This is a genomic window from Brenneria corticis (assembly GCF_003115855.1).
GTDB lineage: Bacteria > Pseudomonadota > Gammaproteobacteria > Enterobacterales > Enterobacteriaceae > Brenneria > Brenneria corticis.
Genome location: NZ_KZ819072.1, coordinates 109,156 through 128,750, shown reverse-complemented (window position 1 = coordinate 128,750; position 19,595 = coordinate 109,156). Strand labels below are relative to the sequence as shown.

18 protein-coding genes are annotated in these 19,595 nt (G+C 56.1%); 12 read left to right on the top strand and 6 right to left on the bottom strand.

The annotated features are described in order from the left end of the window. Position 1 precedes the first annotated feature (1 nt). From DDT56_RS02485 to DDT56_RS02440, 10 genes are all read left to right on the top strand, one after another. Complete coding sequence (locus DDT56_RS02485) at positions 2–505, top strand: GlcG/HbpS family heme-binding protein (RefSeq protein WP_246856705.1); 504 nt, start codon at positions 2–4, stop codon at positions 503–505. A 94-nt stretch (positions 506–599) separates the two neighbouring features. Then, positions 600–1,799 carry a propionate kinase gene (tdcD, locus tag DDT56_RS02480; protein WP_136164935.1) on the top strand — a complete coding sequence of 400 codons (1,200 nt, stop codon included), beginning with the start codon at positions 600–602 and terminating at the stop codon, positions 1,797–1,799. 298 nt (positions 1,800–2,097) lie between these two features. Further along, positions 2,098–2,379, top strand: coding sequence for a propanediol utilization system shell hexameric protein GrpH (gene grpH / locus DDT56_RS02475; protein ID WP_136164934.1), 282 nt, complete (start codon positions 2,098–2,100; stop codon positions 2,377–2,379). Positions 2,380–2,404: 25 nt separating this feature from the next. Next, positions 2,405–3,190 carry a propanediol utilization microcompartment protein PduB gene (gene pduB / locus DDT56_RS02470; protein WP_136164933.1) on the top strand — a complete coding sequence of 262 codons (786 nt, stop codon included), beginning with the start codon at positions 2,405–2,407 and terminating at the stop codon, positions 3,188–3,190. Positions 3,191–3,239: 49 nt separating this feature from the next. After that, positions 3,240–4,787: an aldehyde dehydrogenase family protein gene (locus DDT56_RS02465; RefSeq protein WP_136164932.1), complete on the top strand. Its 1,548-nt coding sequence runs from the start codon at positions 3,240–3,242 to the stop codon at positions 4,785–4,787. A 29-nt stretch (positions 4,788–4,816) separates the two neighbouring features. Continuing rightward, complete coding sequence (locus tag DDT56_RS02460) at positions 4,817–5,116, top strand: BMC domain-containing protein (RefSeq protein WP_136164931.1); 300 nt, start codon at positions 4,817–4,819, stop codon at positions 5,114–5,116. Positions 5,117–5,126: 10 nt separating this feature from the next. After that, positions 5,127–5,696, top strand: a complete 570-nt coding sequence (locus tag DDT56_RS02455; RefSeq protein ID WP_136164930.1) for a DJ-1/PfpI family protein — start codon at positions 5,127–5,129, stop codon at positions 5,694–5,696. 52 nt (positions 5,697–5,748) lie between these two features. Continuing rightward, positions 5,749–8,292, top strand: coding sequence for a glycyl radical diol dehydratase GrpM (gene grpM, locus DDT56_RS02450; protein ID WP_136164929.1), 2,544 nt, complete (start codon positions 5,749–5,751; stop codon positions 8,290–8,292). Positions 8,293–8,405: 113 nt separating this feature from the next. After that, entirely contained in the window at positions 8,406–9,323 is a 918-nt protein-coding gene (locus tag DDT56_RS02445; protein ID WP_136164928.1) for a glycyl-radical enzyme activating protein, read from the top strand. A gap of 134 nt (positions 9,324–9,457) precedes the next feature. Then, positions 9,458–10,363 (top strand): DUF7973 family transport facilitator, encoded by a 906-nt coding sequence (locus DDT56_RS02440; protein WP_136164927.1) that lies wholly within the window; start codon positions 9,458–9,460, stop codon positions 10,361–10,363. 42 nt (positions 10,364–10,405) lie between these two features. Here DDT56_RS02440 and DDT56_RS02435 read toward each other — a convergent pair whose 3' ends face one another. The 5 genes from DDT56_RS02435 to DDT56_RS02415 all read right to left on the bottom strand — a co-directional run bounded on the left by DDT56_RS02435 (position 10,406) and on the right by DDT56_RS02415 (position 15,751). After that, positions 10,406–10,711, bottom strand: coding sequence for a BMC domain-containing protein (locus tag DDT56_RS02435; RefSeq protein WP_136164926.1), 306 nt, complete (start codon positions 10,709–10,711; stop codon positions 10,406–10,408). A gap of 127 nt (positions 10,712–10,838) precedes the next feature. Continuing rightward, positions 10,839–11,984 (bottom strand): methionine adenosyltransferase, encoded by a 1,146-nt coding sequence (gene metK / locus DDT56_RS02430; RefSeq protein WP_136164925.1) that lies wholly within the window; start codon positions 11,982–11,984, stop codon positions 10,839–10,841. 148 nt (positions 11,985–12,132) lie between these two features. Then, entirely contained in the window at positions 12,133–13,176 is a 1,044-nt protein-coding gene (locus tag DDT56_RS02425; RefSeq protein WP_136164924.1) for a response regulator transcription factor, read from the bottom strand. An 18-nt stretch (positions 13,177–13,194) separates the two neighbouring features. Then, positions 13,195–14,427 (bottom strand): sensor histidine kinase, encoded by a 1,233-nt coding sequence (locus tag DDT56_RS02420; protein ID WP_136164923.1) that lies wholly within the window; start codon positions 14,425–14,427, stop codon positions 13,195–13,197. Positions 14,428–14,869: 442 nt separating this feature from the next. After that, entirely contained in the window at positions 14,870–15,751 is an 882-nt protein-coding gene (locus DDT56_RS02415) for a LysR substrate-binding domain-containing protein (RefSeq protein ID WP_136164922.1), read from the bottom strand. A gap of 273 nt (positions 15,752–16,024) precedes the next feature. Between DDT56_RS02415 and DDT56_RS02410 the strand changes: the two genes are divergently transcribed. Both DDT56_RS02410 and DDT56_RS02405 read left to right on the top strand, forming a co-directional pair. After that, positions 16,025–17,200 carry a pyridoxal phosphate-dependent aminotransferase gene (locus tag DDT56_RS02410; RefSeq protein ID WP_136164921.1) on the top strand — a complete coding sequence of 392 codons (1,176 nt, stop codon included), beginning with the start codon at positions 16,025–16,027 and terminating at the stop codon, positions 17,198–17,200. Between the two features lie 71 nt (positions 17,201–17,271). Continuing rightward, positions 17,272–18,048, top strand: coding sequence for a transporter substrate-binding domain-containing protein (locus DDT56_RS02405; protein WP_136164920.1), 777 nt, complete (start codon positions 17,272–17,274; stop codon positions 18,046–18,048). Positions 18,049–18,081: 33 nt separating this feature from the next. Here DDT56_RS02405 and DDT56_RS02400 read toward each other — a convergent pair whose 3' ends face one another. Then, complete coding sequence (locus tag DDT56_RS02400; protein ID WP_136164919.1) at positions 18,082–19,344, bottom strand: MBL fold metallo-hydrolase; 1,263 nt, start codon at positions 19,342–19,344, stop codon at positions 18,082–18,084. Positions 19,345–19,595 lie beyond the last annotated feature (251 nt).

The window sequence follows — 19,595 nt, the reverse complement described above, 5'->3', positions numbered from 1 at the left end:
AATGAACGGCAGGTTGATGCATCCCGACGCGGCGCTGGAGAGGCGGATCGAGAGGGCTATCGACGAATTGCAATCGCCGCTTTCCCAACGTTCATTCGGCCTGGAGGCGATCGCCCTGCTGGCACAGCTGGCGCACGATACCGCACAGGCCATGTCGCTGCCGATTGTGTTCAGTCTGGTCGATGCCCATGGCCAGCAGCGTTACTTTTTCAGCATGGATAACGCGCTGCTGGTCAGTCATACGCTGGCCTACCAAAAAGCCTATACCGCGGTGGCGTTACGGCGGCCGACGCACGAACTGGCGGCGCTGATTCAACCCGGCGGCGATCTCTATGGTTTGCCGCATCAACCCAATCTGTGCGCCATCGGCGGCGGTTTGCCCTGCCGGCGCAACGGCCTGCTGCTGGGCGGGATCGGCATCAGCGGCGGCACGGTGGCGGAAGATATCGCCATCGCCCGGCGCGTCTTGCATGAGTTCAGTAACAAACGATTTTCGCTAACGTAATTTATCGGCGGCCGACATCCTTGTAGAGGGGTATAGCGAAATACACCGCGCGTCACCGTTGCCATTTTATATTCTCATTATGGGGGGACTGCTTATGTCCTTATCTTCCCTGGTTCTGGTTATTAATTGTGGCTCATCATCATTAAAATTTTCAGTTATTCCGGCCAACGGAGAAAAGCCTATTCTTTTCGGCCTGGCGGAACGGTTGGGATTAGATAATGCCGTCATTACTTTTAAAGATAATGACGGAAATAAATCGGTTATTTCATTGCAGGAGGCCAATCATCGTGAAGCGCTAAACGTGTTATTTAAAACACTAACTGAAAAAAAGCTGATCGATAATCTTGCCGCCATCGGCCATCGGGTGGCGCACGGCGGCAGCGATTTTAAACACTCCGAATTGATTACGCCGCAGGTGATGGAAAAAATAAAAGCGCTGTCGCCGCTGGCGCCGTTGCATAATCCGGCGAATCTGGCGGGTATTGAAGCCGCCCTGGAACTCTTACCCGCGCTGGCGCAGGTCGCGGTCTTTGATACCGCCTTCCACCAAACGCTGGCGCCGGCGGCCTATACCTACGCCATCCCTTACGAATACCAGCGTAAATATAAGGTCAGACGCTACGGTTTCCACGGCACCTCGCACCGTTATATCGCGGGTGAAACCTTATCCATGCTGGATCTGCCGCCGGACAATCACGGCATTCTGGTCGCGCATCTCGGCAACGGTTCATCCGTCTGCGCGATTAAAAACGGCCGCAGCGTGGATACCTCGATGGGAATGACGCCGCTGGAAGGGCTGGTGATGGGCACGCGCAGCGGCGATCTGGATTTCGGCGCCGCCGCCTACATCGCCACATGTACCGGACAGTCCATCGAGACCATCTACCAGACGGTGAATAACGCCTCAGGCCTGTACGGCATTTCCGGTATCTCCAGCGACTGCCGGATATTGCAGGAGGCGCGGGAAAACGGCAACGAACGGGCCGCTCTGGCCATTGACGTCATGGTGCACAGGCTGGCGCGCCATCTGGGGGCGCATCTGGTCTCCCTTTCCCGACTCGACGCGGTGGTCTTTACCGGCGGTATTGGCGAAAACTCCGCCCTGATCCGGGAATTAACCGTCGACCACCTGTCGATACTGGGGTTAAAACTGGATAAACAGCAAAATGCCGCGCTGGTCGGCGGACGCAGCGGGATAATTTCCGCCGCGGGTTCCCCCACCATTGCGGTGATCCCCACCAACGAAGAAAAAATGATCGCCAGAGATGCGGCGGAAATTATCCGGCTGGTATAGCGCCGTTGATTTATTGAACGCGATTAAATGTGATCCGAATAACAAATATATCGGGTCGTGGATATTTATTTGCACAGAGAAATGACCTGCTTAAAAACGCGCGTCATGAAATGTTTTTTACCACTGCGAGGATTTTATTGTCTCCCCAATCGGTAAGAAAACAAAAAAGTCTCGCTGCCGGGCAAAACATTTTGCGGCGAAATTCATAATATCCCAGGGCAATGAAATTATTTATCACCCGGTATTACCGCCATTACCGCCGGGTTTATTCATCGTTATTAAAACTATCGAGGTTGATATGCAACAAGAAGCGTTGGGTCTGGTTGAAACAAAAGGTCTGGTCTCCGCCATCGAAGCCGCGGACACCATGGTGAAATCCGCTAACGTGACGCTGGTGGGTTACGAAAAAATCGGTTCCGGTCTGGTGACCGTGATGGTTCGCGGCGACGTCGGCGCCGTCAAAGCGGCGACCGATGCGGGTTCCGCCGCGGCGACCAAAGTCGGCGAGCTGGTTTCCGTGCATGTGATCCCGCGTCCCCACACCGAAGTGGAAAAAATCCTGCCGAAAACGCTGGGTTAACCGCTAAACCGAGAGGGTCATTCCCATGAGAGATAATCTTGTCGAACAGATTATATCTGAAGTGATGAAAAAGCCGGCCGACGCGTCCGACCGCACTCCGGCGCTCGCCGCCGTTGCCGGATGCGGCCTCACGGAATTTGTCGGTACGGCGCTGGGGCATACCATCGGCCTGGTGATCGCCAACGTCGATCACCAACTGCATGAATTGATGAATATCGATAAAAAGTTTCGTTCCATCGGTATTCTCGGCGCCCGCACGGGCGCGGGGCCGCATATTTTCGCCGCCGATGAAGCCGTCAAGGCCACCAACAGCGAAATCCTGATTATCGAACTGGCGCGCGATACCGAAGGCGGCGGCGGACACGGCTGTCTGATCATTTTTGGCGCGGAAGACGTCTCCGACGTGCGCCGGGCGGTGGAGGTCGCGCTGTCCGAAATCGACCGCACAATGGGCGACGTCTACGGTTCGCCCGCCGGTCATCTGGAATTCCAGTACACCGCGCGCGCCAGCCATGCGCTGAACAAAGCCTTCGGCGCGCCGGTCGGTAAAGCCTTCGGGATGACCTGCGCCTCTCCCGCCGCCATTGGCGTGGTGCTTGCCGATGCGGCCTCCAAAGCCGCGGTGGTGGAGCCGATTGGCTATGCCAGCCCGAGCAAGGGAACCAGCTTCAGCAACGAAGTGATTTTCACCTTCGCGGGAGATTCCGGCGCGGTACGCCAGGCGGTGATCGCCGCGCGTGACGTCGGTCTGCAGCTGCTTGCCACGTTGGACCCGGCGGAAATCAGATCGACCACCACGCCCTATATCTGATCCCGGCGGGACAGAGAGAGCCGCACGATATGAGGTAAGGAAGTGAAAGATGAACGATCTTGAAATCGCTCAGGCTGTCTCCACCATCCTGAGAAAATATAGCGCAACCGCCCCCGCGCCTGACGAACGCCCGGTCGCCGGCGAGCCGAAGCCATCCGACCTGACGCGGCTGGATGATATTGTGGCGCAGGCGCTGGCGCAGCAGAAAACGGGCGTATCGGCGTCCTTATCCGCTTCTCCGGCGGTCGGCGGCGGCGTTTCCGATGCCGCTATTGGCCACGCCGGTATCTTTAACAGCATGGACGACGCCATTGCCGCCGCCGCGCTGGCGCAGGTGCAATATCGCCACTGTTCCATGCAGGACCGGGAAACCTTTATCAGCGGCCTGCGCGAGGTTTTTCTGCAGGACGACGTGCTGGACACCCTTTCCCGGATGGCGGTGGAAGAGACCGGCATGGGCAACTACAACGATAAACGCATCAAGAATCGCATTGCCGCCCTGAAAACGCCGGGATTGCAAGATCTACCCACCAGCGCGTGCAGCGGTGACGGCGGCTTAACGCTGATCGAACATTCGGCGTTTGGCGTGATTGGCTCCATTACCCCGACCACCAATCCGACGGAAACCATCATCAATAACGCCATCGGCATGCTGGCGGCCGGCAACACCGTGGTGTTTAGTCCGCATCCGCGCTCCCGTCAGGTATCGTTGCACACGGTAACCCTGATCAACAACAGGCTGGCTCAGTTGGGGGCGCCCGCCAATTTGGTGGTCACCATCGCCAATCCCTCTATCGATAACACCAACGCGCTGATTAGCGATCCCCGCATCAATATGCTGGTCGCCACCGGCGGCCCCGCGCTGGTCAAAATCGTGATGTCCTCCGGCAAGAAAGCGATTGGCGCGGGCGCGGGCAACCCTCCTGCGGTGGTGGATGAAACGGCGGATATTGAAAAAGCCGCCCGCGACATCATCAAGGGCTGCGGCTTCGACAATAACCTGCCCTGCGTGGCGGAAAAGGAGGTGATCGTCGTCAACCAGGTGGCGGATTATCTGATCCACTGCATGAAGAAAAGCGGCGCTTATCTGCTGTGCGACAAACCGTTGATTCAGCGCCTGCAATCGTTGGTGATGAACGAGAACGGCAGCGGGCCGAATAGCGCACTGGTAGGCAAAGACGCCCGTTTTATCCTGCAACAGCTGGGTATTTCCGCCGAGCCGGACATCAAAGTGATTTTGATTGAGACGGAAAAAGACCACCCCTTCGTGGTGCACGAACTGATGATGCCGGTGCTGCCGCTGGTCAGAGTGGATAATGTGGACGACGCTATCGATCTGGCCGTCAAGGTCGAGAACGGCAACCGTCATACCGCCATCATGCACTCCACCAACGTCGAAAAACTGACCAAGATGGCGAAGCTGATCCAAACCACCATCTTTGTCAAAAACGGACCGTCTTACGCAGGCATCGGGGTCGGCGGCGAAGGGCATGTCACGTTCACCATCGCCGGACCGACCGGGGAAGGGCTGACGTCGGCCCGATCGTTTACCCGGCAACGCCGCTGCGTGATGGTTGAATCCCTTAATATCCGCTAGCCGGCATACGGGCCCAGGGTCGCTGCCTTATGAAAAAACGAATCATTAATGCGCCAACGCCCGACATTGTGGCCATGCTGAAACGAAGAATGCACGGCGAATTTCGAGCCAGGCTCGATCTGATACGCATTGACGCCATTGCCCTGATCATGCTGCCGGTGCCGGATCTCTATTTCTACGCCGATGTAGCCTGTAAAAACGCCAATGTCGTGGTTGCGGAAATATACGGTAGCTGCCCGCAGCACATTACCACCCTGGCCATTTTCGGCGAGGTTTCAGCGGTTAACGAAGCCATGCGGTTCATCGAAGATGACGACAATAAATTCTGAGAATCGACCTATGAAGAAAATATTACTGCTGACAGGCGATTTTTCTGAAGATTATGAAGTCATGGTGCCGTGGCAGGCATTAAGCGTATTGGGCTTCCGGGTCGATGCGGTTTGCCCTGGGAAAAGAGCCGGGGAATTTATCAAAACGGCCATTCATGATTTTGAAGGAGACCAGACATACACTGAAAAACCCGGCCATTTATTCAGACTGACCGCCTCTTTCGAGGATATTCGCCTACAGGATTACTGCGGCTTTTATATTAGCGGCGGACGCGCGCCGGAATATTTACGGCTGAATAAATCCGTGTTGAATATTGTTCAATACGCCATGAATTTTTCATTGCCGATTGCCGCAATCTGTCACGGTCCGCAAATACTGGTCGCCGCCGGCGTCGTCAAAGGAAAAACGCTGACCGCCTATTTTACCGTAAAACCGGAAATTGAACTTGCCGGCGGTATTTACCGCAATGCCGGCGCCGAAGAGGCCGTCGTAGATGACAATCTCGTCACGGCGACAAGCTGGATGGGACACCCGGAACTGCTGCACCATTTTATTACCCTGATTGGCGGCAAGTCATGAATGCGTCCGTATCGCCTACCCGATAAAAATTTAAAATTCAGGAGTCATGGATATGTTAGAGAAAGGTTTTTTAAATCCGACAGAGCGTGTAGTCAGGCTGAAAAACAGCATTTTGAACGCCAGGCCCTATGTCGAATCAGAGCGCGCCGTATTAGCCACCGAGGCTTATAAAGAAACCGAAGGTCTGCCGGCGATTATGCGGCGCGCGAAAGTCGTCGAGAAAATATTCAATAATTTACCGGTCACCATCCGCCCGGATGAATTAATTGTCGGCGCCGTCACCATTAATCCGCGCTCAACGGAAATCTGCCCGGAATTCTCGTACGAATGGGTGGAAAAAGAGTTCGACACCATGGAATTCCGCGTGGCTGACCCGTTCATCATTCCGAAAGAGACCGCCGACGCCCTGCATGAGGCCTTCAAATACTGGCCGGGCCGCACCACCAGCGCCCTGGCCGCCTCCTATATGTCCGAAAACACCAAAGACAGCATAGCGAACGGCGTTTTCACCGTCGGTAACTACTTCTACGGCGGCGTGGGCCACGTCTGCGTCGATTACGGCAAGGTTTTGCGCATCGGATTTCGCGGCATCATCGACGAAGTGAACCGCGCGCTGGGAAACCTGAATCGTCGCGATGCGGATTATATTAAAAAAGAGCAGTTCTATCAGGCCATCCTCATCAGCTACAACGCCGCTATCCGCTACGCGCATCGCTATGCGGAACATGCCGCACAGCTGGCGCAGCAGGAAAGCAATCCGACGCGTAAGCAGGAACTGCTGCAAATCGCCCAGAACTGTACCCGCGTGCCGGAGCACGGCGCGACGACCTTCTGGGAAGCCTGCCAGACCTTCTGGTTCCTGCAAAGCATGCTGCAAATCGAATCCAGCGGCCACTCCATCTCGCCGGGACGTTTCGACCAGTATATGTATCCGTACTACGCCGCCGACCAGGGGATCGGCAACGAGTTCGCCCAGGAGCTGGTCGACTGCTGCTGGATCAAGCTTAACGACATCAATAAAACCCGCGACGAAGTCTCCGCGCAGGCGTTCGCCGGCTACGCCGTGTTTCAGAACCTGTGCGTCGGCGGTCAGACGGAAGACGGCCGCGACGCCACCAATGAACTGAGTTACATGTGTATGGAAGCATCGGCGCACGTCCGTTTGCCGCAGCCGTCTTTCTCCATTCGCGTATGGCAGGGCTCCCCGGACGAGTTCCTCTATCGCGCCTGTGAACTGGTGCGCCTCGGTCTGGGCGTACCGGCGATGTACAACGATGAAGTGATTATCCCGGCGCTGCAAAACCGCGGCGTCTCCCTGCGCGACGCGCGCGATTACTGCATTATCGGCTGCGTTGAACCGCAGGCGCCGCACCGTACCGAAGGCTGGCACGACGCCGCCTTCTTCAACGTCGCCAAGGTGCTGGAAATCACCCTGAACAACGGTAAAGTCGGCAGCAAGCAGCTGGGCCCGGTCACGGGTGAATTTACCCAGTTCACCGGCATGGAGGACTTCTATAACGCCTTTCAGACGCAGATGGCGTATTTCGTTCATCAGTTGGTGGAAGCCTGCAACAGCGTGGATATCGCCCACGCCGAACGCTGCCCGCTGCCGTTCCTGTCCGCGCTGGTGGATGACTGTATCGGGCGCGGCAAATCGTTACAGGAAGGCGGCGCCATTTATAACTTCACCGGCCCGCAGGCCTTCGGCGTCGCCGACACCGGCGACTCGGTCTACGCCATCCAGAAACAGGTGTTTGAAGAGCGCAAAATCACCCAGCAAGAGCTGAAGAGCGCGCTGGACGCCAACTTCGGCTATCCGGTGGGCGCTCGCGCCGCCGCGGCGACGTCATCGCTCGATGAGCAGGATATCTACGCCGTGGTGAAACGGGTGATTGAGCAGAACGGCGAACTGGATCCGGCGGCGATCAAAAACGAGGTTTACCGTCAGCTCACGTCCGGTATCAAGCCGGCCGGCGGCCCGAGCGGCAACGAGCGCCATCAGGAAATCCGCCGCATTCTGGAAAGCACCCCCTGCTTCGGCAACGACATCGACGATGTGGATCTGGTTGCGCGCCAATGCGCGCTGATCTACTGCCGGGAAGTGGAGAAATATACCAACCCGCGCGGCGGCCAGTTCCAGGCCGGCATCTATCCGGTATCCGCCAACGTGCTGTTTGGCAAAGACGTCAGCGCGCTGCCTGACGGTCGCCTGGCGAAAGAGCCGCTGGCCGACGGCGTTTCGCCGCGCCAGGGGAAAGATAGACAGGGGCCGACCGCCGCCGCCAACTCGGTCGCCAAGCTGGACCATTTCATCGCCTCCAACGGGACGCTGTACAACCAGAAATTTCTGCCGGCCTCGCTGGCGGGAGACAAGGGGCTGCGTAACTTCGGCGGCATGGTGCGAGGTTACTTTGACCGTAAGGGGATGCACGTGCAGTTCAACGTCATCGATCGCGATATCCTGCTGGAAGCCCAGCGGCATCCGGAAAAGTATCGCGATCTGGTGGTGCGCGTCGCCGGCTACAGCGCGCAGTTCGTGGTGCTGGCCAAAGAAGTGCAGGACGACATTATCAGTCGTACGGAACAGCATTTCTGACCGCGGACGCAATGACAGGGGCTATACCCGCAGCCCGGCGTATAGCCCCCCGGCAACCTGACGGCAGTGTCGTTTGATACGCGCTCGCTGACGCATTTCTTACGAGTAACGTTATGAATAAAGTTCAGTATGATACAGAAGGCGTCATTTTTAATATTCAGCGCTATTCGCTGCACGATGGCCCCGGCATACGCACCATCCCTTTTTTAAAAGGTTGCCCGATGGCCTGCAAATGGTGCAGCAATCCTGAGTCGCAGCGGCCCGAACCTGAATTAATCTACAAAAAATGCGACTGCATTCATTGCGGCAAATGCCTGGCTGCCTGCCGGCAACAGGCTATTGCGGTGCAAAACCCGCGCTTTATCGATCGCCAGCGCTGTATTAACTGCGGGGACTGCGCCCGGGTCTGCCCGACCGCGGCGCTGGAGATGAAAGGCGAACGCCTCACCGTGCGCCAGGTGGTGAGGGAATTGCAGAAAGAGGAGAGTATCTATCGCCGCTCGAGCGGCGGGATTACGCTTTCGGGCGGGGAGCCGCTTTCCCAACCTGACTTTACGCGTGAGCTATTGAAAGCATGCAAGGAAAAAGGCTGGCACACCGCCATCGAGACCACGGGCCTCGCCACCAAGGAGGTCATCGAGAGCGTATTTCCGTATGTCGATCTGGCGCTGACCGATATTAAGGCTCTGAATCCGGCGGTGCATCGCGCCAATACCGGCGTGGATAACCAAACGATTCTGGAGAACCTTATCAGAATATCGTTTATCGCCAAAACGATTGTCAGAATTCCGCTGGTTCCCGGCGTCAATGATAATTCACAGGAGATACGTGGAATCGGTGAATTTTCCCGCATAATGCAAAATGTGGATACCATTCACTTATTGCCTTATCACACCTATGGTGAAAATAAATATTCGCTGCTGGGGCGGGATTATCCGATGGGCGATACGCCAGGCGTCGCGCAAGAAAAAATAAACCGATTAAAACAGGAAATCGAATCACTGGGATTCCAATGCCATGTCGGCGGTTAATCGGTTTTATATAAATTAAAAAAATAAATTGATATTTATTTGATGTTATCAATTTCGCTCCTCCACTCACTGGAGGGGTAACGCCTTATTTTTATTATTTCATACCCTACTTAACTATTATTGAGGTCGGCTATATGAATAGCGTTGATATTTTAATTGCCTTTGGCGGAGGAATATTCGGCGCCGCCATCGGCGCGCTGGCGGCATTTGAGTTTGTCGGCATATTGGTTATCGCCATGGCGGTCGTGCAAATCATCACCGGCGCTCCCTCCGATTTTATTCAGTTTCCCTTCGGCTATTTTGGTCCGCATGCGGGCGGGTTCGCCGCGGGCGTGGCCGCCACCGCCTATGCGGCCAAAAAGGGAAAACTCGCCTCCGGCCGGGACATCACCGCCGGGCTGAGCGGCCTGGGCGCTCCCGATGTGTTATTGGTCGGCGGCGTTTTTGGCGCGCTGGGCTATGTCATCGCCTGGGGATTGAACCAAATCCCGGCTTTCCCGACCGGTCTGGCCTGGACGGATACCGTCGCCCTCACGGTGGTGATTTCCGGCATCGTCGTTCGGCTGGTTTTCGGGCAAACCGGCCTGTTGGGGAAACCGGAAGCGGGGATTCGCCGCTGCTATCCGCCGCAGGAAAAATGCTGGATGCCCTACCACAGCCAAATCCCCCAGCTGTGCGTGCTGGGACTCGGCATCGGCCTGATGGCGGGCTATCTGGGCCATGCGTTCGGCGGCAACGGGGCGCTGCTGGCCTTCGGCATCGCGGCCTTTTCGCTCATCTTTTTGCATTTCAACACCCTGGTGCCGGTTTCCCACCATATCGCCCTGCCCGCCGCGCTGACCGCCGTACTCTCCGGCAGCCTGATCTGGGCCGCGCTTATCGGCATCCTGTGCGCCCTGCTGGGGGAACTGCTCTCCCGTCTTTTCCTGGTGCATGCCGACACGCATATCGACCCGCCCGCCTTTACCATCGCCATTATGACGACGCTGGTAAACCTGTTGGGGACAATCGGCTTTTTCACCCTGCTGCCGTTGCTGTGATCCTGCCGAGATAAAGCGGGAACGCGATCCCTGGGCGACACGTCACGCCGTCGCCGCCCAGGGATCGCTCTCTTTAACCGAGTGGCATTGCGCCGTTGAAAAGGAGTTATTTGTTGCGGTCTTTGCGCGGCGCGTTTTTGGCGCCGGACTGGCCGCATGACTGGCGGCGGAAATGGCGGCGTTGACCGCCCCGACCTCGCCTTCCAGCTTGACCGTGACCATACCGCCCCCTTTAGCGAGTTCATACCCCACCAGATTGACGTTGGCGGACTTCACCGCGGCATCCGCCGCTTCGATCGCCGCGACAAGGCCGACGGTTTCTATCAGACCTAAACTTTGCTTAGCCATAATCCATTCCTGTTTATTGTTGCATTCGAGGTTTTTCACAACGCCCCGCCGTCGGCTCTTGCATACCGGCATCCGCTCCAGGGCCGCTCCCGGTAAAATGATTAACGTAGCGCCAGCGGGATGGGCGCTACGCCATCTCACGCAATAGCTGCGCTTTATCCGTCCTCTCCCAGGGAAAGAGAGGACGGCCGAAATGACCGTAGCAGGCTGTCTGGCGATAACGCGGCGCCAGCAAATCCAGCATCTGAATAATGCCGTAAACGCTGAGATCAAAGTGCGCGTCGACGAGTTGCGACAGCCTTTCGACGGCTATCGTTGCGGTACCGAAGGTGTTGATCCGTATTGCCACGGGGCGAGCGATGCCAATCGCCCACGCCAGTTGCACTTCACAGCGCGCGGCCAGCCCGGCCGCGACGATATTTTTGGCGACATAGCGCGCGGCGTAGGCCGCGGAGCGGTCGACCTTGGAAGGATCCTTGCCGGAGAACGCCCCGCCGCCGTGACGCGCCGCGCCGCCATAGGTATCGACAATGATCTTGCGCCCGGTCAGGCCGCAATCGCCCACCGGCCCGCCGGTCACAAACGGCCCCGCCGGGTTTACCAGAAAGCGGGTCTGCGGCGTCAGCCAGCGCATGGGGATAACCGGTTTGATAATTTCTTCAATGACGGCTTCGCGCAGCATCGCCTGCGAAATATCCGCCTGATGCTGAGTGGAAATCACGATGGCATCCACGCCCCGCACCTGGTGATTACTGTAGCGCAGCGTGACCTGGCTTTTGGCATCCGGCAGCAGGAAGGGTAAATACCGGGATTTGCGCAGCCGGGCCTGGCGCTCCATCAACCGATGGGCATAAACCAGCGACGCGGGCATCAACTCCGGCGTCTCCCGCGTGGCGTAGCCAAAAATAATGCCTTGATCGCCGGCTCCCAACTGGTCCGGCGCATCATGCCGGATACCGCGCGCAATATCCGGCGACTGCCGGCCAATCAGGTTCAGTACGCCGCAGGTATTGCCGTCGTAGCCCAGGGACGAACTATCGTAGCCGATCTGTTTGATGGTTTGACGGATGATGGTTTCCATATCCACGCTGGCCGCGGTCGAGATTTCGCCCGCCACAATCGCAATGCCCGTTTTAACCAGACATTCGCAGGCCACTCTGGCCCAGGGGTCCTGCACCAGGATGGCATCCAGGATGGCGTCCGAAATCTGATCGGCGATTTTATCCGGATGCCCTTCGGCCACCGATTCGGAAGTAAACAGATAATCATCCACGCCTGCACCGTTTCCCGCCTGATATTTTCGCCTATTTTATAAGGCGGGACGCCGGAGGCCGGTGAACTTTCTTGCTGTCGCGATGGATTATTTTGTTTTATCCCCCGGCCGCCAGCAAAATCCCACAGTTACCCTAGCGCCGCGGATATCATGCATCCACCGCCATCGTTTTTCGGTAATCGGAAGGCGACATTCCCGTCTCTTTTTTAAAGATGCGGCAAAAATAGTTCGCGTCCTGATAGCCCAGTTCGAGCGCGATGGCGTTTACCTGCAAGTCGCTGAACTGCAATAGTGATTTGGCGATTTTGATCTTCCGCTTGGCGACATAGGTAGAAAACCCCGTCCCCGTCGTTTTCTTAAACGCCCGGCTTAAATAACAGGCGCTGACAAACGATTTTTCGGCGATATCATCCAGCGTAATGTGACGCAACAGGTTTTTTTCAATATGAAATTTGGCTCTATCAATAAAGTCCGTCAGATGCGAGGCATGTTTAAATCCGTGTTCGAACAGTTCTCCGCTTAGGGCGACCACGCTCTGCAAAATACGGAAGTACAACGAATCGGTTAATCCCCGGGTCGAAACCTCTTTAATCAGCATTTTTAACGTCGCCTGCGATGCATCAAACGGATTCGCTTTCGTGCCGAGATACTGGTTCAGCAGTTCCAGAAAATCCACAACGGCCTGGCGGCGATCGCCGAATTTATCCCAATAGGCGCCATCAATGGTCTGAAAAACCAGTTCATTCCATGCCGGATAGTCGCCCTCGTCAATCAAGGTAAATACTTTCTGTTTCAGTTCACGCGTCGCAATATTGTCATCCGCATCGTAATGCAGCGTTTTTTTGATCACATCGGTCAATATGCTCTGCTTTACCGGTTTGAGTAAATAATCATCCACTTTCAAACCCAGCATACTGCGCACAATATCAAAGTCATCGTTCGCGGTGGTGACAATCACTTTGGTGTCGTCATTGGTACGCCGTAAATATTCGATGACGTCTTTGCCATTGGGCAGCGGAATATTGATATCAACCAGGATCATATCGATGTGATTAAGTTGATCAATCAATTGAATCGCTTTTCTTCCCGTGGACGCTTCATGGATACTGGCGTTCTCAATGTTCTTCGAAATAATCCGCCGCAACGATTCAGATTCAATATGTTCATCTTCGACAATGATCACGTTATACATGATGCACTTCCTCCTTTATTATCCGGCTTCCTGCATCGGGAAACGCAGTTTTATCGTCGTTCCCAGATTCGGCTTATGTGGACTGGATATCTCCAAACCGTAGCTTTCACCAAACAATAGTTGGAGTCGATTTTTAATATTATTAATTCCTATCCCGCCTTTCTTGCGGTTTTCATTACCGGATAAGATACCGTCGATATCCTGTTGTGAAATGCCATCCCCATTATCCGTTACCTCAATAATCACATCCCGACCGTCATCAGTGGCCTTGATCAGAATATGACTTTTTATTTCCCTGGGCTCGACCACATAGTTAAAGAAATTCTCCACCAGCGGCTGAAGAATCAAAAAGGGACAAATAACGTCAAGATATTTATCAGGAATATTGAAAATATAATCGAACCTATCGCTCATCCGCACCTTTTGAATCGACATGTAACTGTTTACATAGCTGATTTCATTGCGCAGGGTAATCAGTCCATTATTACTTTTACGCAGTAAATAGCGCATCATATCGGAAAAATCATGCACCATATTTTCCGTTCGCTGCGCGTTTTCCAGAAATGCCAGGCGACCAATGGTATTAAGCACGTTAAACAGAAAATGCGGGTTGATCTGGTAGGAAAGCGCTTTAAATTCGGCCTCATGCAGGGAACGTTCAATTTCGACCCGTTTGCGCAGCTCGGTAGCCAGTTCCAGATCTTTCTGGTGCAATTCACGCTGAATATTGTTGGTATAGGCCTGTTCGACCAGATAAGACGCCACGTGCAGCAAGGTATAAGCGGTGGATTCAAAACGCTCGTAGGGCATGCGTTTCATATTTTCATGCATATTCACCAATAGCGGATTTTCCTGCCACACCCAGTTTTCATCCAGAATATAGGGAATAACTTCTTCTTTTTCGCTTTCAACCTTCACCTGGCCGGAGATAAACGCCCCCAGATAGTGATTATTGATCATGATTGGCACGGCAAATTCGACGAAACCGCAGTAACAGCGATAAACCACCGGCTTACAGGCATCCATCGCCGCGCGGCCGCCGGCATTGTCGCATTCGTAGCAACGCGTGGCGAGAACGGGATTAAGCCGCGAACGGGCGCAAAAATCGCAAAAACCGCTGGGTTTGGTGACGGGAACGCCTTGTTCATCAACAACCACCAACGCAATCATCATGGATTTGCTGAAACTGTCCTGCAACGTTTGCAACCGGCTAACGTCGAAGATTTCATGCAATTGGTATTTGTTGTTCATAATAATCGGATTAGCCAGTCAGGTTATAAGATCGTCCCCGCCACAGCGTAATAGATTACTTAAAACCCTATTTATAACGGGGGTATATTATTTGCTATCCGGCCGAGAGAAGCTATGACACGTCTCACACTCACTGGAAGAAGGGAGAGATGATAAAAATGTACGCCGTTTTTTTTGTGTTTTTTTGAACGGGATCGCCTAATGCTTATAGAGAAATAAAATTTGTCTGCGATACATACCCGATAGCTTTTTGGTTGCAGCAAGAGGGGAAAATAGCTCGTACACGAATATTTTTATATCCCATGTATCCCATGCCTGCCCCATCAAATAACAGCATATGTTCAACTGGCAAGGAGAGGGATAATTTCCCCGTTTTACCCCCCGAGAGAAAACCATTCCCGTGCTGGTTGTAACGCAACACCGGCCGACCGGCGATAAAGATTCAACAATTTGTTTCAATACAGTGCGTGAAACAGGCCAGAAAATCGGTCAGCCATTGCGCCTGCACATCAGGACGATGCACCAGATAATAAGCGGCGCCGGTTTTTACCGTTTCGTGGAAAGGCCTTACCAGGCGCTGTCGCCGGATATCTTCCACCACCAGCGTGACGTCCGCCATCGCCACCCCGAAGCCCTGGATCGCGGCGCTGATGGCCAGATCCATGGTATCGAACTGCTGATTGCGACGCATAACCCGCTCATCCATACCCTGGACTTTCAGCCAGAGTTTCCAGTCCCGTCGATCCTGCGTGGGATGCAACAGCGTGAACGACGTCAGCTGCTCCGCCGTCAGTCCGCCGTGCCCGGCCGGCAGCAGATGCGGTGCCGCCACCGGCGACAGCACCTCGTCAAACAGCTTGACGCCGTGCCGCCGCGGCGCGCCGTCCGGCGCGAACACCACGGCCGCATCATAGTCTTCCGCGCGAAAATCGACGTCGTGTTCGGTGGTGGTGGTGAGCGATACGTGAATATCCGGCCGCGCCTGTTCCATTCTCATCAGATGAGGCAGCAGCCAGCGCATGGCGCAGGTGGGGGCTTTCATCCGAATGGCGCCGCGCTCGCGGATTTTGCCGGTCACGCTGAATAATTGCTCGAATATCTCGCTAATTTCCGGCAGCAGCCGGCTGCCCTGCGGCGTCAATCGCAGACCGCGCGCGTGGCGTTGAAACAGCATCACGCCCAGCCAGGCTTCCAGCGTGGCGATCTGGCGGCTGACCGCGCCCTGGGTGACGAACAGCTCCTCCGCGGCGCGGGTAAAATTGAGATGGCGAGCCGTCACCACAAAGGCGTGCAGGGCATTCAAGGGGGGAATACGTTTATTCATTATCGGAACCTGCCCTCAAGCAACGAGCCATAAGAAAATCGACTACATAAATATGTTAGCGGCCGCCAGGAAAAACGCGGCTGCGGATTACTGGCAATCAGTAGCCAACCCGTCGCTCCCGCTGAGATTTATGCCAGAATAGCGGGAAATAACGCCCTCAGCCATGAATTTTACTCATGGCTATTATGACAACAATTCGATTGTGGCGCCAGCCGCCGCAACGTCTAATAAATGAATAATTATTCACTTATTACGGCGAAAACGGAGATAGATATGCCGATTCAAACCCCGGTGCAATTCAGCTCAAAATTACCGGATGTGGGTACCACCATTTTCACCGTTATCAGTCAGCTCTCCAGCCAGCACAACGCCATCAACCTGTCGCAGGGCGCGCCCAGCTTTCCCTGTGCGCCCGAACTTATCGCCGGAGTAACCCGCGCCATGGAACAGGGCCATAACCAGTACGCCCCAATGACCGGGCTGGTGTCGCTCAAAGAGGTGGTCGCGGAGAAGGTCAAACGCCTGTACGGCCAGCGCTACGACGCCGGCCAGGAGGTCACCATCACCGCCAGCGCCAGCGAAGCGCTCTATTCCGCCATTTCGGCGCTGGTGCATCCGGGCGATGAAGTCATCTATTTTGAACCCGCATTTGACAGCTATGCCCCGATCGTCCGGCTACAGGGCGCCAAACCGGTGGCGCTAAAACTGTCCGTTCCGGCCTTCAGCATCGACTGGGACGAGGTACAGGCCGCCATCAACGCCCGTACCCGGATGATCATCATCAACACGCCGCACAACCCGAGCGGACAGGTGCTGAACGCCGACGATCTGGCGCAGCTGGACCGCCTGACGCGCAACACCGACATCGTGATCCTGTCCGATGAAGTGTATGAGCACGTGGTGTTTGACAATCAGCGCCACCACAGCATGGCGACGCACCAGACGCTGGCGGCGCGCAGCGTGATTGTCTCGTCATTCGGCAAAACCTTTCACGTGACCGGCTGGCGCGTGGGTTACTGTCTGGCCCCCGCCGCGCTGATGAATGAAATCCTCAAGGTGCATCAGTTCATGATGTTCTCCGCCGACACGCCGATGCAGTACGCCTTTGCGGAATATATGGCCGACCCGGCGACCTACCTGTCGCTCGGCGCCTTCTATCAGCAGAAACGCGATCTGCTGGTCGATGCGCTGCGCGACGGCCCGTTCAAACTGTTACCTTCCGCCGGCTCTTTCTTTATTCTGGCCGATTACCGGCATTTCAGCGATGAAAGCGACAGCGAAATGGTGAAACGGCTGATCGTGGAACAGGGCGTCGCGACCATTCCGCTGTCGGCGTTTTATACCGATGGCACCGACAACAAACTGATTCGTCTTTCTTTTTCCAAGGATGATGCGACATTGCTGGCAGGGGCGAAAGCGCTGTGCCAGGTGGCGGGCAACAGGCGTTAACGCGGTATGTTTACGCTGTGGGACACTATTTTTAATCACTACTCATCGAATTAGCGGAGATCGTTCCCGATATGAAAAAATTAAACATGCTGCTGGTATCGCTCGGTTTACTCTCTTCCTCCTTTGCCATGGCGCAGACCGAACTGCGTTTCGGCGTGGAAGCCGAATACCCGCCGTTTGAAAGTAAAAATGCGCAGGGCCAGCTGGAAGGGTTCGATATCGATCTGGGCCATGCCATCTGTAAAGCCGGCAACTTCAAATGCTCCTGGGTCGAAACCTCATTTGACTCGCTGATTCCGGCGCTGAAAGCCAAAAAATTCGACGCCATCAACTCGGCGATGAACATCACCGAAAAGCGTAAAGAAGCCATTGATTTCACCACCCCGATTTACCGCATTCCCACCCAACTGCTGGGCAAACCGGAGGCCGGACTGGCGCCGACGGCGGAAGCGCTGAAGGGCAAAACCATCGGCGTGCTTCAGGGTTCCATTCAGGAAATCTATGCCAAAGAGCACTGGGAGAAACAGGGCGTCACGGTGACCTCTTACAAAGATCAGAATCTGGCCTATGACGATCTGGCGGCCGGTCGTCTGGACGGCACGCTGGTGATGGCGGCGGCCGGTCAAACCGGTTTTCTCGACCGCCCGGAGGGTAAAGGCTTCGCCTTTATCGGCCAACCGGTCGACGACACCACCATTCTCGGCAGCGGCATCGGTTTCGGTCTGCGCAAAGACGACGCCAAGCTGAAAGAGGCGCTGGATAACGCCATCAAACAGGTGAAAGAAGACGGCACCGTCGAGAAGCTGGCCAAACAATACTTCCCCGGCTTTGATGTACGGGTGGAGTGAACCCGACCGGTGATTCCCCCCCAAATAACATCTCTATTCGCGACCATCGTCCGCGCAGGCGTCGAGGCGGATGCGGTTGGATGCCTCGCCCGCCTCGGTGCCGTAGAGGGGGGCTTCGTCCGCGGTATGCCACGGAAGGTCAGGCCACCAACGGACCGACGCGGCATTAGCGGGTTCAATGCTTTCACCGGGCCGGGGCGTCAGCACCCTAATCCCATGGCCGCGGGCGGCGGCAAGCACCCGCTCGACCGGCTCGGTCCAGGTATGCTCCGCCAGCTTGATCAAGGCCCAGTGCACCGGCAGCATGGCCTTGCCGCGCACGCGCCGGTGAGCCTCCACCGCCAGTTCCGGTCCCTGGTGCGCATCCGGCCAGTAGGCGTCGTACTGACCGGCATCAATAAGGGTGAGATCAAACGGCCCCAGCCGCTCGCCGATGTCGCTGAGCGTGGTATGAAAGCCGGTATCGCCTGAATACCAGACGCGATGCCGGGCGCCAATCAGGGCGAACCCCGCCCATAAGGGCCGCGGCCCGAAAGAAAAGCGCCCCGACGAATGCCGGGCGGGCGTGGCGACGACGTCCAGACCGCCAATGGATACCGACTCCCACCAGTCCGCTTCGCGAATGCGCGCTTCAGGAATGCCCCAGCGCAAGAGATGAGCGCCCACGCCGAGCGGGACGACGAATGGCGTGCTCCAGGCGCGCATGGCATGGATGGCGGCGTAGTCCAGGTGGTCGAAATGTTCGTGGGAAATCACCACCACATCGACGATCTCCCGCAATGACTCCAGCTCCGCCAGCGGCGGATACCAGCGCTTCGCCCCGAACCACGATAACGGCGAGGCGCGATCGCTCCACAGCGGATCAATAAGTACCCTGCTGCCGTCGATCTCGATCAACGCGGAAGAGTGGCCGAACCAGGTCACGCGCAGTCCGGAAGCCGGCGCCGTCGCCAGCATGGCGACATCGGTGCGCACCGTGGGAACCGGCGCGTCGGGCTTGCCGTGGGGATTCGTCTTGCCGAACAAAAGGCGCTTCCAGGCGCTGCGAAAGTCCGCCCACTGCGGCTGCGGGTTCACAAACCGACCATCGCGCCACTGCGGCGATTGCCGCATACGCGCCAGACGTTCACCGTCGGGCCTGCCGCCCAGTACCGGGTTCATCGCCAGCCGATAGATCACATAGATAACCGCGGCTATCGGCGCCAGCAGAACGATCGCCAGCAGCTTCCTCCAGCTCGGTCTGCGCCGCTTTGGCGGAACATGTGGATGGTGATTGCCAGACTCGCTGTAACGCATAAAGGAGACTCCTTTTTTATGCCGGGCTTCCTGCCCGGCCCCCTACGGGCCGTCGCAGGCGACGTTTAAAATCGCTCCCGGCGATTTTTTATGCCGGGCTTCCCGCTCTGCCCCCTACGGGCCGTCGCAGGCGACGTTTAAAATCGCTCCCGGCGATTTTTTATGCCGGGCTTCCCGCTCGGCCCCCTACGGGCCGTCGCAGGCGACGTTTAAAATCGCTCCCGGCGATTTTTTATGCCGGGCTTCCCGCT